We start from the raw sequence: 15,373 nt of genomic DNA on the forward strand, positions 1-15,373 counted from the left end.
TGCGCACCAGGCAACCGCAGAATCACAACCCGCAGTACACCCGCAGGGCACGCATTGATGCACACCGGGAATCAGCAGAATCCCAACCCGCAACATACCCGTAGGGTGCGCATTCATGCGCACCGGGAATCAGCAGAATCCCAACCCGCAGCACACCCGTAGGGTGCGCATTCATGCGCACCGGGAATCAGCAGAATCCCAACCCGCAGCACACCCGTAGGGTGCGCATTCATGCGCACCTGGAAGCCTCACCGCAGCACCCACATTCTCACGCACCCGGCAACCGCAGAAACAAAACTCCCGCCGGGTGGCGGGAGTGAAAGGGCAGATTACTCGTTGATGTCCGGGTGCTGCTGCACCAGGTTTTTCCGCTTCGCCTCAAGGCGGGCGATCTCTTCATCAATATCTTCAATCTTCTGCTCGATATTGTCGTGATGCTCCTGCAGGATCTCACGCGCTTCTTCGAGGTCCGATGCCGCCGGTGTCGCGCCGCGCAGCGGTTTGTTGGCGGTCTCTTTCATGTACAGACCGGTCACCAGACCGACCACCGCCACCACCATCAGGTAGTAAGCCGGCATATACAGATTGTTGCTGGCTTCCACCGCCCAGGCGGTCACGGTTGGCGTCAGGCCGGCAATCAGAATCGAGATGTTGAAGGCGCTGGCCAGCGCACTATAACGAATGTGCGTCGGGAACATCGCCGGCAGTGATGAGGCCATCACGCCGGTGAAGGCGTTGAGGATCACCGCCAGCAGCAGCAGACCGGCAAAAATCAGCCCCAGTACGTTACTGTTGATCAGCATAAAGGCCGGAATCGCACAGAAGAACAGGGCGATACTGCCGACGATCACGAACGGACGGCGGCCGAAGCGGTCGCTCAACATGCCCATCACCGGCTGCACAAACAGCATCCCCATCATGATGGCGATGATAATCAGCACGCCGTGATCTTCCGAGTAGTGCAGGTTATGCGACAGATAGCTCGGCATGTAGGTCAGCAGCATGTAATAGGTCACGTTGGTAGCGAGCACCAGACCGATACAGGCCAGCAGGCTTTTCCAGTGTTTGCTGGCAATCTCTTTAAACGACACTTTTGGGCCGTCGCGCAGACCTTCGCGGTCGCCTTGCTCCAGCTTATCGACATGCTGCTGGAACGCCGGGGTCTCTTCCAGTGCATGACGCAGATACAGGCCGATAATGCCCAGCGGCAGCGCGAGGAAGAACGGAATACGCCAGCCCCAGTCGAGGAATTTCTGCTCGCCAATCACCGTTGAGATCAGCACCACTACGCCCGCGCCCAGCACGAAGCCGGCAATCGAACCAAAGTCCAGCCAGCTTCCCATGAAGCCGCGCTTACGGTCCGGCGAATATTCGGCGACAAAGATTGACGCACCGGTATATTCCCCGCCCACCGAGAAGCCCTGCGCCATTTTCGCCAGCAGCAGCAGTATCGGTGCCCAGATGCCAATCGAGGCGTAAGAAGGGATCAGGCCGATACAGAAGGTACTGATCGACATGATGACAATGGTAATCGACAGGATTTTCTGGCGACCATATTTATCGCCCAGCATGCCGAAGAACAGGCCGCCCAGCGGACGGATCAGGAACGGTACCGAGAAGGTCCCGAGTGCGGCAATCATCTGCACGCCTGGCGAGGCGTCCGGGAAGAACACTTTACCCAGCGCGTAGGCCACAAAGCCATAAACACCGAAATCGAACCATTCCATCGCGTTACCGAGTGACGCGGCGGTAATGGCCTTACGTAAACGAGCGTCATCGATAATCGTGACGTCATCCAGCCCAATAGGTTTTACACGCTTCCTACGTAATTTCATGAGGTTACCCTGTATTGGAATTCAAAAAGTCCTCAACGCTGCGGACTCGGTGGAGCGTTCAGTCCGCGGCGTTGAGAAAATTAAAGCATAGCCGTGAAAGTGGTTTTTTCCCTGGCCTGCCAAAGCAATTATTACTCAGGTAATTATTGCATCCCGCGACAGAGTATACCGTTTAAATGTGATATTTGTCATGTTTCCGCCAATAACTGGCTATTTTTTGGCTAAAACTATGGCCGTTTTGGTCCGCAATCGCGGCAAAAAAATTGTCTGAATCGCGACGCAGGCCGCAGCGTAGATGCGCGCGCGAGCGAAAATATCTATACTTGCGCCAGTTTCTCTGCCGGAGATCGGGCGCCGCATGGCACGCTTTGTTTTATTTGCAAAAAGTCTCTGTTTTGACGTTGACCAGCAGGTCCTCTTTCCGGTGCAGTCGCCCGCGCACCGCGTGGCACTGACGCCGCTGCAAACCGCTATTCTGCGGCGCGTGATTGATGCGGATGGCAAACTGGTGCGCAACCAGACCCTGCATGCGTTGTTCCAGCGCGTCCCCAGCGACACACCGTTCGCCGAACGCCTGACGGCCACCATTGCCGCCATCAATCAGCAGGCGCAGCTGGCACACGCGCCGGGACCGCTGGTGCATCAGGTGCCGCTGATTGGCTGCGTGCTGGCCGATCAGGTCGATGTGGCGCCGCTGAGCGATGAGCCGGTGGCTGCGCCAGCGGCAGCGGTGGTCAGTCCGCAACCTGCGCCCGCGCCGGCCAGCGTAAAGAAAAAGCGGCCTGTGCTGCGCTGGGTAATCGTTGCGCTGCTGCTGGTGAATGTCGCGCTGGCGCTGCTGGCACGCCAGATGTTTGCGCCTGTGCAGCACGATACGCTGGATTTCCGGCCGCTGCTGCGCATTCAGAACAGCCAGGTGTTTATCCCCAGCCACCTGAAAGCCGATTCGTGGGTGGTGCAGGACGCGCTGCGCCGCTATCGGCAGTGGCAGCCGCGCCTGCCGGATGGCTCAGCGCCGCCGATGGTGTACATCAACCCGGTGCGCACCCGACTCTTTTCCAGCACCTTCCTGTGCGCCAAACCGATCGCGCAGAAGGACAACGAATGTATTTCATGGATGGTGTCCGCGCAGGAGATACCCGATGCGTAAAGCGATAATCACCACGGCGGTGGTGCTGGCCTTTGTGCTGCCGTGGGCGCTGGCGCTGCTGCTGCGGCCGGCAGAACCGGTGCCGGAGTGGTGTGAAGTACCGTATCGTATTGATCATGAAGGCGCGCCGGCTGGCGCGATTGATGCCACTATTCGCACGCGCTTTAAGGCGGACGGCAGCGGCAGCTCAACGCTAACCGGCACCGTCACGGTACGCGATCGCCACTATCGCCTGCATCGCGTATCCGATACCACCTGGCGCCGCCAGGGCGATTTCATGCTCAGCACCACGCGCAACGTACGTATTCTGGCAGACGACACCGTACCGCCCGCGCTGGCGGCGCAGATTGTGTTTTCGCCAGCGCGCGAGGGCAATAACGATTATTACCAGATGTACCAGCTGCCCAATGGCGACCAGATGATTAATTATGCCGGGCTGCCGCGCCTGTACTGCCACAGCTAACCCTGGTGCTGTCGACGCGCCGGGGGCTTAAAGCAGCGAGCGCAGCGGCGCGCCGTGCAGCCAGCCAGCAATATCTTCCACCGCCTCGCTGAAGTAGGTGCGGTAATTAGTGTCGGCGACGTAGCCCAGATGCGGCGTCGCCAGCACGTTCGGCAGCTGACGCAGCGGATGATCGGCCGGTAGCGGCTCCTGTTCAAAGACATCCAGCCCGGCGCCCGCCAGCTGACCAGACTGCAGCGCGCTGATCATCGCCTGCTGATCGACAATCCCGGCGCGCGAGGTGTTAATCAGCAGCGCGCCCGGCTTCATGTGCGCCAGCGCCGCGTCGTCCAGCAGATGACGGGTGCGCTCACTCAGCACCAGATGAATCGATACCACATCGCTCGCCCTGAGCAGCGCCGGCAGCGAAGCCATCTTCTCTGCGCCGCACGCCGCTGCGCGTGCTTCGCTCAGGTTCTGGCTCCAGGCGCACACGCGCATGCCAAAGGCGCGCGCCACGTTAGCCATCTCACCGCCAATCTTGCCCAGCCCAAGCAGGCCGAGAGTTTTGCCGTGCAGCGCCATGCCCAGCGTATGCTGCCACGCACCGTTGCTGCGCAGCGCCTGGCTTTCCGCCGGAATATGGCGTGCCAGACCGAGCAGCAGCCCCCAGCTCAGTTCCAGCGGCGCCGCGCTGCTACTGGCGGTGCCGCACACCGCAATCAGCCGTTCGGCACAGGCGTGCAGATCGATTGAGGCATTGCGCATGCCGGAGGTGACAATCAGCTTCAGATTGGGCAGGCGGCCTATCAGCCGGGCGCTGAGCGGCGTGCGTTCGCGCATCACCACCAGGATGTCGGCGTGGGCGATGTGAGCGACCAGTTCATCTTCGTCGGCGTAGTGGCGGTGCAGCGCGCTAGTTTGTACCTGCGGTTGCAGCGATGCCCAGTCGGCCAGCGACAGGGCAACATTTTGATAATCATCAAGAATGATGCAGTTCAGGCTCATGATGGTCCTCAACGGGAAGCGGTTGGCGCCCCTGCTGATTAAGCCAGGCGCGAAGCTGGTTATTGTCCATCGGACGGGCGTAATAATAGCCCTGAATAAACACCACGCCACGCTGCTGCAGATACTGAAATTGCAACGCGGTTTCTACCCCTTCACCCAGTACCTCGAGCTGCAGCTTGTGGCACAGATTGATGATGGCATCCAGCACCGGGGTTTCGATCTCCAGTCCTTCAATGGCGTTGATAAAGCCGCGGTCAATCTTCAGGTAATCGAGCGGGAAGGTCATCAGATAGGAGAGCGCGCAGTGGCCGGTGCCGAAGTCGTCAATCGCCACCTTCATGCCGTGCGACTGCAGATAACGCAGCTTGCGTGACACCGCGTCGCCGTCCTCGATCAGGCTGCGCTCGGTAAGCTCCAGCGTGATCAGCATCTGTTTGTCACGGATGTTGCGGGCAAAACGCATCATGTCCTGCACAAAATCGGGGTGTTGCAGATGCTCAGCGGCGAGGTTAAAGCCAATGTGGAAGCCCGGTTCAACCTGCCAGCTCTGGATATCTTCCGCCATCATCGCCAGTAAATGCTGGGTCAGCGGCACGATCATGCCTTCCGCTTCGGCATGGCTGATGAAGATATCCGGGCGGATCATTTCGCCGTTGGGCCGCTGCCAGCGCATCAGCGCTTCCGCACCGGTGCAGCGCTGAATCCCGGTGCTGTACACCGGCTGATAGTGCACCGTGAACTCACGGTTGCGTATCGCCCGGCGAATTTCATCCGCCCATGAGAGGCGGCGGCGCAGCCAGTTGGCGGTCAGCACCATCAGCAATATCGAAAAGATGGCGGCCATTGGCAGAAAAATAAGCAACGCCTGGCGCCAGGCTTTGATCAGCTCGGCGGCGGGTACCGTCACGCTGACGCTGATCGGATAGCGGCTGGACTCCGCCTGATAGTTGGCGCTGCTGAGGTACAGCAGTTCTGGCTGGTCGTCCGGACCGCTGGCGATGGGGCTGCCGCCGTTGAAGCGCAGGCTCATCTGATAACGGTTCGACTCGCCGATGGCGCGCATGAAGTCCATCAGATACTGGCCATCAATCACCGCCCAGAAACCGCTGCTGTCCGGCAGGTGACGCACGAAAATCACTGCCGGGCGATCCGGTACGCCGGAGGTGCCGCGAATCGACAGGCTCCACCAGGCTTTGCCGGTCACCGGCGGCGACTGCATCATCATCCCGGCCAGCGTGTCGTGCTGCAGCCCGTAAGCCGACGAGCAGGTGATTTCGCTGCCCTGCAGGGTACCGATCGAGCGGAAATAGGCATTAAGGGTGCCGGCGCGCTGCAAATCTTCATCAATATCGGCGCAGCGACGATTCTGGTACTGACGCAGGCGGGTCACCATGTCCCAGGCGCTGTCGCTCATCTTTTCTGCCTGCGTCAGCAGGGCATTGGCGGTGGCAATTTGCTGCTGGCTGACCGTATGGCGCGCCTCAATGGCTGTGCAAAATATGCCCAGCACCAGCGGTAATAACCCGGCACAGACAATCAACAGCCAGCCAAAATCGCGTTGTCGTTTTTGCAGAGGCACCAGACTTTCCTCGGTCGGTTTAAGCAGCATTCAGGGAGCGCGTTACGGCGTCAGCAGCATAACACTTTCCCGCGGCCGTGCATGTTAGCGTTTTGATTTTCCACCAATCTGATACAAGTCAATTATGGTTCGCGCTTTGCGTTTATTGACAATGTTTTGCCGTTACTGGCATTTCCCGGCAGGAAAAAGCCTGTGGCACGAGATGAGTAAAAGTGTTGCGCCAGAATCATCAGGCATGGCGATGCGCGCTGACGCCATACGGCGGTGGCGTCACTGCGCAGGGAAGCTGCCAGACGATCGGCAAATACCGATTGTCTGGCATCGTGGCGTGGTAAGACGTTACGGGCGCGGCGCGGGCCGGTTAGCTTTGACGCGCAGGCGCGGTTTGGGGCGGCCATTACCCAGCATTATCGCCAGCCGGCTGCCGCCCGGCGTGGTTTCCATCAGGATTTTGGTGACGCTGGTCAGCGGCACCGACAGCAGCATCCCGACCGGACCGAGCAGCCAGCCCCAGAAAATCAGCGACAGAAATACCACCAGCGTTGACAGCCCCAGCCCGCGTCCCATCAGGCGCGGTTCCAGCATATTGCCAAACACCATGTGAATGGCACTGAACAGCGCCGCCACCAGCACGGCGTCATACACATCATTCAGCACCAGCGCCTGAATAAACGGCGGCACACCGGCGATAATCGGGCCGATATTGGGGATAAAATTGAGGATAAAGGCGACAACGCCCCAGAACAGCGCAAATTTGACGTCCAGCAGCATCAGCACCAGCCACACCGCCAGCCCGGTAATCAGGCTGACCAGCGTTTTCAGTGCCAGATAGTGCGTGACGCCCTTCAGCGCCTTGTGCAATCCGGCGATGCGGATCTGCGGATTCATCATCGCATTGCGCAATTTGTACGGCAGATGGTGCACCTCAAACAGCATGAACACCACGGTCAGAATCAACAGCACCACATTGGTCATGGCACCGGAGAACTGCGCCAGCAGCGTGGTAGCCATGTTCATAATCACATTGGGATCGAGCCGTGCCGCCAGTGCGCTGGTGGAGATATTGATATGAAACTGTGCGGCAAAATGCTGCAGCACCGTCAGCTTCTGTTCCAGCAGGCCGCGGATTTGCGGATAGGTATCGCTGAACTCGCTTACCGAACTGGCCAGCACCCCGACCAGCAGCAGCATCACAATGAAGATCACCGTGATCACCAGCGAGATCGCCACGCCGCGCCGCAGACCCCGGCGCATCAGCAGGGTCACCAGCGGATTAAGCACAATCGCCAGGAAGCTGGCGAGTAAGAAGGGCACCAGAATATCCGACGCAGCACGAATGCCCGCCAGAATAATCACTAACATCGCCAGCTTGACCAGGATGTTCTGGCCAATTTTCTCCTGTGGCTTTTCGTTCATTCCCTCTCCTGAATGGTGGTTCGCTGTGAAAAGTGTAGTTGAACGCCAGTAAGTAATTGTTTGTTTAGGAGTAAGCGAAGCGAACCCGATAAGCACCGCCGGAAATACCGCCATCAGCCCGCCGCGAATCGACGGTGCGCACGGCGAGAAAAGGCGTATAGTGAAGCTTCAGCTATAAAAATTCCGTCAAACACGAGCGCAATCACTCATGCCTGACCAGCCCGCCGCGGCCGAATACAGCCGCTTTCGTCTGAATTTACAGATTCTCTCCATCGTGAAGTTCAACTTCGCCACCTATCTCACTATTGGCCTGCCGCTGGCGGTGCTGCCGGGCTTTGTCCATGACGGCCTGGGCTACAGCGCTTTCTGGGCCGGCGTGGTGATCAGCCTGCAATATGTCGCCACGCTGCTGAGCCGTCCGCATGCCGGTCGCTATGCCGACAGCTGGGGACCCAAAAAGGTGGTAGTGCTTGGGCTGTTTGGTAGCCTGGTGAGCGGGCTGTGTATTTTGCTGTCGGCGCTGGTAGAGGAGCAGGAGGTGCTCAGCCTCGCGCTGTTGTGCCTCGGGCGCGTGCTGCTGGGCGTCGGTCAGAGTTTCTGCGGCACCGGCACCTCGCTGTGGGGCATGGCGAAAGTCGGCTCGCTGCATATTGGCCGGGTGATCTCCTGGAACGGCATTGTCACCTATGGCGCAATGGCGATTGGCGCACCGCTTGGGGTGATGATCTTTCGCAGCGGCGGCCTGCTGCTGCTCTCCAGCGTGATTATCGCCATCAGCGTGCTGGCGATAGTGCTGGCGCTGCCCCGTGCGCCGGTGAAAGGCAGCAAGGCCAAACCGCTGCCGTTCCGCGCGGTGCTCGGTAAGGTGTACGGTTTTGGCCTGCTGCTGGCGATGGGCTCGGCGGGCTTTGGCGTGATCGCCACCTTTATCACCCTGTTTTATCAGGAGCAGGGCTGGGACGGTGCCGCCTTCGCGCTGACGCTGTTCAGCGCTGCGTTCGTCGGCATGCGCCTGCTGTTTCCCAATGCCATTAATAAGCTCGGCGGACTGCGCGTCGCCAGCCTGTGTTTTGCCGTCGAGGCGATTGGCCTGCTGCTGGTGGCGGGCGCGTTCGAACCGTGGATGGCGAAGTTCGGCGCTTTTCTCACCGGCGCCGGTTTCTCGCTGGTATTCCCGGCGATTGGCGTGGTCGCAGTCAAAGTGGTGCCGCAGCAGAACCAGGGCAGCGCGCTGGCCACATATACCGCTTTTATGGATCTGTCGCTCGGCATCACCGGTCCGATCGCGGGCTTTATCATGAGCTTCGCCGGCGTACAGCTGGTCTACCTGCTGACTGCGCTGCTGGTGGGATTTGCGCTGCTTTGTACCCTGCGGATGATCAAGCGTCAGGCTGGGATGCCAGCCGAGGATGCGGCGTCCAGGTCGCCATAAATGGCGCCCCTACGGCATGACAGAGCGCGCATTGATGTGCACCGGGCAATCCACTGCTGCAATCACGCATGGGGTGGGGGAACAGGTGAAAAAAAGGCCTCCGACCGAGGCCAACACTAACAAAAGCGTGTCGCTAAGACACAGATAAGGGTTCGTTTCACATCGCATTGTCTGCAGATGCTGCAAAGAAAACATTTATTTCGTTTTAATTGAATTATGAAATAACGGATATTGGATCTGCCTCGCAAAAATTTCATATTTCGTTTCATCCAGCCACGCTCCGGCGCTGACCCTCTCGCTGACTGATCGTCCTGCTAATCTCACTGCTGCTGATTACGGGTGCAGGCCGCATCGGCATTGTCATCAGGCCCGCACTTTGCGCCAGTCCGCTAACGCTGGCGGAAAAATGCGATCCAGGCCGCTAAAAGTAAATTTTCCAAAAAGAACTATTTGAAAAATTTATTTCACTGTAATAGCTTCATAGCACGCTTTCCGTATTGCCTGATCGGGCGCGACCCAGACTGACCCGCGGCCTGCAGGGACCTTACAAATCAAAGAGGCAACGACATGACTATCGTAGGAAACTTTATCGGCGGCAAAATCACGCACAGCGCCAGCAACGAAACCATTCCGGTCTACGATCCGGCGACCGGCAAAGTGATCCGCGAACTGACGCAAAGCACGGCGGCAGAAGTGGCGCAGGCCATCGAGGTCGCCCATGCGGCGTTTCCGGAATGGTCGAAAACGGCGCCGCTGCGTCGTGCCCGCGTCATGTTCAACTTCAAAGCGCTGATGGAAAAACATCGCGATGAACTGGCGGCACTGATTGTTTCTGAGCACGGTAAAGTCTGGTCCGACGCACTGGGTGAGCTGACGCGCGGCATCGAAGTGATCGAATTTGCCTGCGGCATTCCGCACCTGATCAAAGGGGAAAACTCACCGAACGTCGGTTCCGGCGTTGACAGCTATTCGCTGATGCAGCCGGTGGGCGTGGTCGCGGGCATTACGCCGTTCAACTTCCCGGCGATGGTGCCGCTGTGGATGTTCCCCATCGCGCTGGCGTGCGGTAATACCTTTGTGCTGAAGCCGCCGGCGCTCGATCCTTCTGCCTCGGTACGCATGGCTGAACTGCTGAAAGAAGCGGGGCTGCCGGATGGCGTGTTCAACGTGGTGCACTCCTCAAACGAAGACGCCGAGCAGCTGTATAAAGATCCGCGCATCGCGGCGGTCAGCTTCGTCGGCTCGTCCGGCGTGGCCGAGCACATCTACAAAACCGCCAGCGCGCATGGCAAACGCGTGCAGGCCTTCGGCGCCGCGAAAAACCACGCCATTGTGATGCCGGATGCCGATCTGGATGCCACCGTGAACGCCATCATGGGCGGTGCTTTCGGTTCTGCCGGGGAACGCTGCATGGCGCTGCCGGTGGTGGTGGCGGTTGGCGACGATACAGCCGATAAACTGATTTCGCGCCTGACGCCGCTGATCAAAGCGCTGCGCGTAGGTCCGGGCATGCAGCAGAGTGCCGAAGAGAATGAAATGGGGCCGGTGGTATCCGCTGCGCACCAGAAGAAAGTGCTGGGCTACATCGACAAAGGTGAGCAGGAAGGCGCGACGCTGGTGGTTGACGGACGCGGCGTGAAAGTCGCCGGCCATGAAGAGGGCTACTACGTTGGCGGTACGTTGTTCGATAACGTCACGCCGGAGATGGTGATTTGGCGCGAAGAGATTTTCGGACCGGTGCTGAGCATCATGCGTGCCAGCGACTTCGACAGCGCGCTGCAGCTGGTAAATAGCCACGAATTTGGTAACGGCAGCGCCATCTTCACCAGCAACGGCCACACCGCCCGTGAATTTGTGCACAACGTGGAAGCGGGCATGGTGGGCGTCAATGTGCCGGTGCCGGTGCCGATGGCGTTCCACAGCTTTGGCGGCTGGAAGCGTTCGGTGTTTGGTGCGCTCAACGTGCACGGTCCGGACGGGGTGCGTTTCTACACCCGCATGAAAACGGCGACCGTGCGCTGGCCGAGCGGTCAGCAGACCGTTTCTGAATTCAGCATGCCAACGCTGGGTTAATGTCGCGCAACAGGAGAAACAGGATGTCACTGATTTCAAAAGTGCAGCAGCCGGACAGCCACGGGCGTATCCAGCACGTGACGCCCGAGAGCGCCGGCTGGGAATATGTGGGCTTTGACGCTTATCTGCTGAAAAAGGGCCAGACGCTGCGGTTAAGCAGCGGCGAGAGAGAGCTGTGCCTGGTGCTGGTGGCCGGTCTGGCGTCGGTGAAAACCCGCGATGCAGAATTCCCTGGCATCGGTAAGCGCCTGTCGCCGTTTGAGCGCACGCCGCCTTACTCGGTTTACGTGCCGCATGATGATGAGGTTGAAGTCACTGCCGACAGCGATCTGGAACTGGCGGTATGCAGTGCGCCGGGCAGTGGCAATCTGCCGGCGCGGCTGATTGCACCGCAGGATGTTGGCGTGGAGCACCGTGGCAAAGGGCGCAACCAGCGCCTGGTGCATAACATTCTGCCGGATAATCAACCGGCCGACAGCCTGCTGGTGGTCGAGGTGTATACCGACGAGGGCGCGACCAGTTCGTATCCCAGCCACAAGCACGATGAGAAGGACAGCGCGGACGAAACCTATCTGGAAGAGACCTATTATCACCGTTTCGATCCCGAGCCCGGTTTCGCCATGCAGCGCGTCTACACCGACGACCGTTCGCTCGACGAGTGTATGGCCCCGTATAACCGCGATGTAGTAACGGTGCCGCGCGGGTATCATCCGGTGGCGACGCTGGCCGGTTACGATAACTATTATCTGAACGTGATGGCCGGGCCGGTACGGCTGTGGAAATTTACCTGGGAGAAGGATCACGCCTGGGTGAACAGCGAGCAGTATCCGCGCCGTTAATCGGGTCTCCGCGCGGTTGCCGGAAATGCGCACCAGGTTAAACGGCGCACGCAAGCATATAAACGTGCACAGCCGTAGGGTGCGCATTGATGCGCACCAGGTTAAACGGCACACGCATTCACTGATGCGCACAGATAAAAAAAGGCAGCCATCTGGCTGCCTTTTTTCTATTCGGTACCTGAGGTTTATTCGTTGCTGCTGTTATTCAGTGCCAGCGACACCGCCAGGGTTTGCGCCAGGCACAGCGAGGCCACCTGCGAGCGGAAGCCATCCACCTGCGCTTCGCGCACCACAAAACAGACATCGCTGAACGCCGCCAGCGGGCTGACCTGGCTGTCGGTGATGGCGATCTGATGCGCGCCACGTTTAGCACCCAGCTCCACCAGTTCCACCGCTTCACGCGCATACGGCGAGTAGCTGATAGCGATGACCACGTCTTTCGGATTCACCATGCTGAGCTGTTCAGTGAACATGCCGCCCAGGCCATCAATCAGAAAAGCGCGACGCTCCAGATGGCGCAGCGCATACACCAGATACGAGGCCACGCTGAACGAGCGGCGCAGACCGATGATGTAGATGTTCTCCGCCTCGTTGAGCATTTTCACCGCTTTGTTCAGCTGGTCGGGATTCACCTGCATCGCCAGCTGCTGCAGCGCCTGGCTGTTGACCATGGTAAAGACGTTGAGGATCTCCACCGGGCTCTCCGGTGAGCTGGCGCTGTCGTCTGTGGCTGTCTGGCGGAACAGGCGCGCCCGTTCGGTATAGTTCACGGTCTCTTCCATCAGGTGCTGACGAAAGACCTGTTTCATTTCGTTGAAGCCGCTAAAGCCGAACGCGTTGGCGAAGCGGATCAGCGTGGAGGGCGGAACATCCGCCTGCTGGGCGATAGAGGCGACGGTATCAAACGCGATGCTGTTGCTGTTATCAAGGATATAACGAGCCACCTGCTTCAGGCGTTTACTCAGCGTCTCGTAGCGACGACGGATATCGTCCTGTAACAAGGTTAATTGCGTTGGGTTATTGGTCATTACTTCGGCCCGTCAGAAAAGGAAATATGGCTGGATAATGAGCGCTATAGTACCAGATGGATGGAAAATTTCATTTGTTTGACGCTATCGTGAAGGCTATTTCATCGGTTTATGAATTGCCTCACAAAACTCAGGGGGTTGAAGGCTTTCCCTCACCCTAACCCTCTCCCGCAGGCGGGAGAGGGGACAGTCCGGAGCGGTCTGACAGGGCTGGTACAATGCTTAACGACCTGCCTGAACGGCTCCCTCTCCCGGTGGGAGAGGGCTGGGGTGAGGGCATCCGCGCGCAACTCACTAAAAAGCGGCCCGTCAGGCCGCTTCTCAGTACATCCTCTGCAAATCCGTCAGCCGCGCGCGGCGCGCCAGTAGCCAATCAGGCGCAGATAATTGCCTTTCACGGTCTCAATCAGCGCCTTATCATCCAGCTCACCGTTCAGCCACTGGCGTGACGGCTGGCCAAAAATGGTGCGACCCACGGCAAAACCTTTCACCCACGTCGCCTGCGCGGCGGCGGCGAAGCCGGCTTTCAGCTTCTCTTCCGGCGCATCAAGGCCGAGTAACAGAATGCCGCGACAGTGCGGATCCTGCTGCTCAATCAGCTCGCCGATCGCCTGCCAGCTCTCCGCCGTCAGCGGTGGTAGCTTCCACCAGTCCGGCTGCACGCCCAGGCTATAGAAGTGGCTCAGCATGTCGTAATAGTAGGACTCGTTACGGTCCGGGTTGCTCTCCGGCAGAATCACTTCCAGCAGCAGCTCGTGCCCGCTTTTGTTACAGCTGCGCCACACGTCAAGAACCAGCTCGTCCTGCTCTTTACGCAGTTCAGCACTGTCATGGGGATGATAAAACACCAGGCACTTGACGACGTGTTCGGCCGGCCAGTCCACCAGCTGAGAGCCAATATTGCCGTGCTCAAGACGCAGTGGTCGTGAACTCGGCAGCTCGATGGGCCGCCCAATCCACCAGTGCTTGCCGGTGATGGCGTTGAGCGCTTTCTGGCCGTACGTGGTATCCGCCAGGATGCCACTCTTCTCATTGAGACCGGCTTCGTTAGCCGCCTCCTGTGCCGCCTGCAGCAGCAGCAGCTTCAGCTGCGGAATGCGATCCTCGCTGACGCCCGCTTCGCGCGCCATATCGGCCAGCTGTTTACGGTGGTCAAAGGCGAACACATTCAGCTCCGGCCACTGCTGCTTACGCGTGGTAACGCGATGCAGATGATTGAGGCGCGCGTCCAGATCCGGACGTTTCACCGCGTTATCGCGGCTGAGGAAATCGTCCAGCTCCTCTTTGGTTGGCATCGCCGGCGCACAGCCGTGACGGGATACCACCAGCGCGCCACAGGCGTTGGCGTAGCGGCACGCCTGCTCCCAGCTCTCATCGTTGAGCCAGCCGCGCAGCAGGCCCGACATAAACGCATCGCCGGCGCCCAGCACGTTGAGCACCTCAACGCGCACGCCGCTGTGCAGGCGCGTCTGTTCCCAGCTATCGGGAATCTCGCCCTCAAACACCACACAACCCAGCGGCCCGCGTTTGCAGACCAGCGTGGCGTTGCTGGCCTTACGTACATTTTTCAGCGCGGTCAGCGTATCGGTACTGCCACCGGCGATATGGAACTCTTCTTCCGTTCCAACAATCAGATCGAAATAGTGCACCACTTCCTGCAGCTGCTGCGTCACCTGGCCGGATTCAATGAAACGTGTTTCACCGTCACCCAGTGAGGTCAGACCCCATAGCACCGGGCGATAATCGATATCCAGCGCGGTGCGCAGACCGTTGCGCCGGGCAATATCCAGCGCTTTCAGCACCGCCGCCCGCGTGTCCGGATGCGACAGGTGGGTGCCGGTTACCGCCACGGCGCGGGACGAGGTAATGAACTCTTCGCGAATGTCCTCGGGAACCAGCCCCATATCAGCACAGTTGTCGCGATAGAAAATCAGCGGAAAGGTCTCTTCGTCTTTGATGCCGAGAATCACCAGCCCGGTCAGGCGCTGCTTATCGGTAATCAGCCCGTCAGTATTGCAGCCCACGCGCTGCAGCTCTTCACGCAGGAAGCGGCCATTGTGTTCGTCACCGACGCGCGCCAGCATCGCCGACTTCAGCCCCTGGATCGCTGTGCCATAAGCTACGTTGCCGGAAGAGCCGCCGAGGTATTTGTTAAAGCTGGTCATATCTTCCAGGCGAGAGCCAATTTGCTGGCCGTAAAGATCGACGGCGATGCGTCCAATACAAATCACATCAAGCCGCTTCTGTTGTGTACTCATACTGATGGTTTCCTTCTGTGATAAGCAGACACGGCGGGCGCTGCCGCCCACTATCAAGCGCAATGCTTCCGGGGTCTCGGGGTGCCTGACTGGCTATGTGGGCAGTATGAGGAATAAAAATTCCAAACACAATATGAAATGAAACATCCATCGCGATTTTGTGAGCCAGGTAAAACTCTGGTGCCGCTACCTTTCCCGCCCTTTACGGCTTGCCCGTTTCGCGGGTGCTCTGGCTTGTGAGCCAGCTCGCAGGAAATGATGACGGATGAGAGGAAGCTGCTGACGTGAAATGAAATTTCGTTATGATGGCTGA

Annotated in this window: 11 protein-coding genes; 5 read left to right on the forward strand and 6 right to left on the reverse strand. The window is 59.0% G+C overall.

What is annotated here, in order from left to right; genetic code table 11:
- Positions 1 to 329 precede the first annotated feature (329 nt).
- Positions 330 to 1,835, reverse strand: coding sequence for a glycine betaine/L-proline transporter ProP (proP, locus tag H7K56_RS18015; RefSeq protein ID WP_058759333.1), 1,506 nt, complete (start codon positions 1,833 to 1,835; stop codon positions 330 to 332).
- A 358-nt stretch (positions 1,836 to 2,193) separates the two neighbouring features.
- Here proP and H7K56_RS18020 point away from each other — a divergent pair, with 358 nt between their 5' ends.
- Both H7K56_RS18020 and H7K56_RS18025 read left to right on the forward strand, forming a co-directional pair.
- Positions 2,194 to 2,985, forward strand: a complete 792-nt coding sequence (locus H7K56_RS18020; RefSeq protein ID WP_150360760.1) for a hypothetical protein — start codon at positions 2,194 to 2,196, stop codon at positions 2,983 to 2,985.
- Positions 2,978 to 3,448 (forward strand): hypothetical protein, encoded by a 471-nt coding sequence (locus H7K56_RS18025; RefSeq protein ID WP_021508122.1) that lies wholly within the window; start codon positions 2,978 to 2,980, stop codon positions 3,446 to 3,448. The genes H7K56_RS18020 and H7K56_RS18025 overlap by 8 nt, the downstream gene beginning before the upstream one ends.
- A gap of 27 nt (positions 3,449 to 3,475) precedes the next feature.
- Here H7K56_RS18025 and H7K56_RS18030 read toward each other — a convergent pair whose 3' ends face one another.
- The 3 genes from H7K56_RS18030 to H7K56_RS18040 form a co-directional block, all read right to left on the reverse strand.
- Complete coding sequence (locus H7K56_RS18030) at positions 3,476 to 4,435, reverse strand: D-2-hydroxyacid dehydrogenase family protein (RefSeq protein ID WP_058774976.1); 960 nt, start codon at positions 4,433 to 4,435, stop codon at positions 3,476 to 3,478.
- Entirely contained in the window at positions 4,410 to 6,014 is a 1,605-nt protein-coding gene (locus tag H7K56_RS18035; protein ID WP_058770992.1) for an EAL domain-containing protein, read from the reverse strand. The genes H7K56_RS18030 and H7K56_RS18035 overlap by 26 nt, the downstream gene beginning before the upstream one ends.
- Positions 6,015 to 6,353: 339 nt before the next feature.
- Positions 6,354 to 7,430, reverse strand: coding sequence for an AI-2E family transporter (locus tag H7K56_RS18040; RefSeq protein ID WP_058780198.1), 1,077 nt, complete (start codon positions 7,428 to 7,430; stop codon positions 6,354 to 6,356).
- A 208-nt stretch (positions 7,431 to 7,638) separates the two neighbouring features.
- On the opposite strand from H7K56_RS18040, the gene H7K56_RS18045 reads away from it, so the two are divergent.
- The 3 genes from H7K56_RS18045 (at position 7,639) to iolB (ending at position 11,774) form a co-directional block, all read left to right on the forward strand.
- A complete protein-coding gene (locus H7K56_RS18045; RefSeq protein WP_150360759.1) occupies positions 7,639 to 8,862 on the forward strand; it encodes an MFS transporter in 1,224 nt (407 codons plus the stop codon).
- A gap of 567 nt (positions 8,863 to 9,429) precedes the next feature.
- Positions 9,430 to 10,935: a CoA-acylating methylmalonate-semialdehyde dehydrogenase gene (locus tag H7K56_RS18050; protein WP_058774978.1), complete on the forward strand. Its 1,506-nt coding sequence runs from the start codon at positions 9,430 to 9,432 to the stop codon at positions 10,933 to 10,935.
- Positions 10,936 to 10,958: 23 nt separating this feature from the next.
- A complete protein-coding gene (gene iolB / locus H7K56_RS18055) occupies positions 10,959 to 11,774 on the forward strand; it encodes a 5-deoxy-glucuronate isomerase (RefSeq protein ID WP_150360758.1) in 816 nt (271 codons plus the stop codon).
- Between the two features lie 185 nt (positions 11,775 to 11,959).
- On the opposite strand, the gene H7K56_RS18060 is transcribed toward iolB, so the two are convergent.
- Both H7K56_RS18060 and H7K56_RS18065 read right to left on the reverse strand, forming a co-directional pair.
- Positions 11,960 to 12,802 carry a MurR/RpiR family transcriptional regulator gene (locus tag H7K56_RS18060; protein WP_088516544.1) on the reverse strand — a complete coding sequence of 281 codons (843 nt, stop codon included), beginning with the start codon at positions 12,800 to 12,802 and terminating at the stop codon, positions 11,960 to 11,962.
- Positions 12,803 to 13,146: 344 nt separating this feature from the next.
- On the reverse strand, positions 13,147 to 15,060 hold the full coding sequence (locus tag H7K56_RS18065; RefSeq protein ID WP_150360757.1) for a bifunctional 5-dehydro-2-deoxygluconokinase/5-dehydro-2-deoxyphosphogluconate aldolase: 1,914 nt from the start codon (positions 15,058 to 15,060) through the stop codon (positions 13,147 to 13,149).
- Positions 15,061 to 15,373: the final 313 nt, after the last annotated feature.

It is taken from the genome of Pantoea dispersa, assembly GCF_014155765.1.
Lineage (GTDB): Bacteria > Pseudomonadota > Gammaproteobacteria > Enterobacterales > Enterobacteriaceae > Pantoea > Pantoea dispersa.

Excerpts from the sequence above, each read along its gene's own strand:
- H7K56_RS18060 (WP_088516544.1), bottom strand. The coding sequence starts at position 12,802 with ATGACCAATAACCCAACGCAATTAACCTTGTTACAGGACGATATCCGT.
- H7K56_RS18040 (WP_058780198.1), bottom strand. The coding sequence starts at position 7,430 with ATGAACGAAAAGCCACAGGAGAAAATTGGCCAGAACATCCTGGTCAAG.
- proP (WP_058759333.1), bottom strand. The coding sequence starts at position 1,835 with ATGAAATTACGTAGGAAGCGTGTAAAACCTATTGGGCTGGATGACGTC.
- H7K56_RS18050 (WP_058774978.1), top strand. The coding sequence starts at position 9,430 with ATGACTATCGTAGGAAACTTTATCGGCGGCAAAATCACGCACAGCGCC.
- H7K56_RS18025 (WP_021508122.1), top strand. The coding sequence starts at position 2,978 with ATGCGTAAAGCGATAATCACCACGGCGGTGGTGCTGGCCTTTGTGCTG.
- H7K56_RS18065 (WP_150360757.1), bottom strand. The coding sequence starts at position 15,060 with ATGAGTACACAACAGAAGCGGCTTGATGTGATTTGTATTGGACGCATC.
- H7K56_RS18030 (WP_058774976.1), bottom strand. The coding sequence starts at position 4,435 with ATGAGCCTGAACTGCATCATTCTTGATGATTATCAAAATGTTGCCCTG.
- H7K56_RS18020 (WP_150360760.1), top strand. The coding sequence starts at position 2,194 with ATGGCACGCTTTGTTTTATTTGCAAAAAGTCTCTGTTTTGACGTTGAC.
- iolB (WP_150360758.1), top strand. The coding sequence starts at position 10,959 with ATGTCACTGATTTCAAAAGTGCAGCAGCCGGACAGCCACGGGCGTATC.
- H7K56_RS18045 (WP_150360759.1), top strand. The coding sequence starts at position 7,639 with ATGCCTGACCAGCCCGCCGCGGCCGAATACAGCCGCTTTCGTCTGAAT.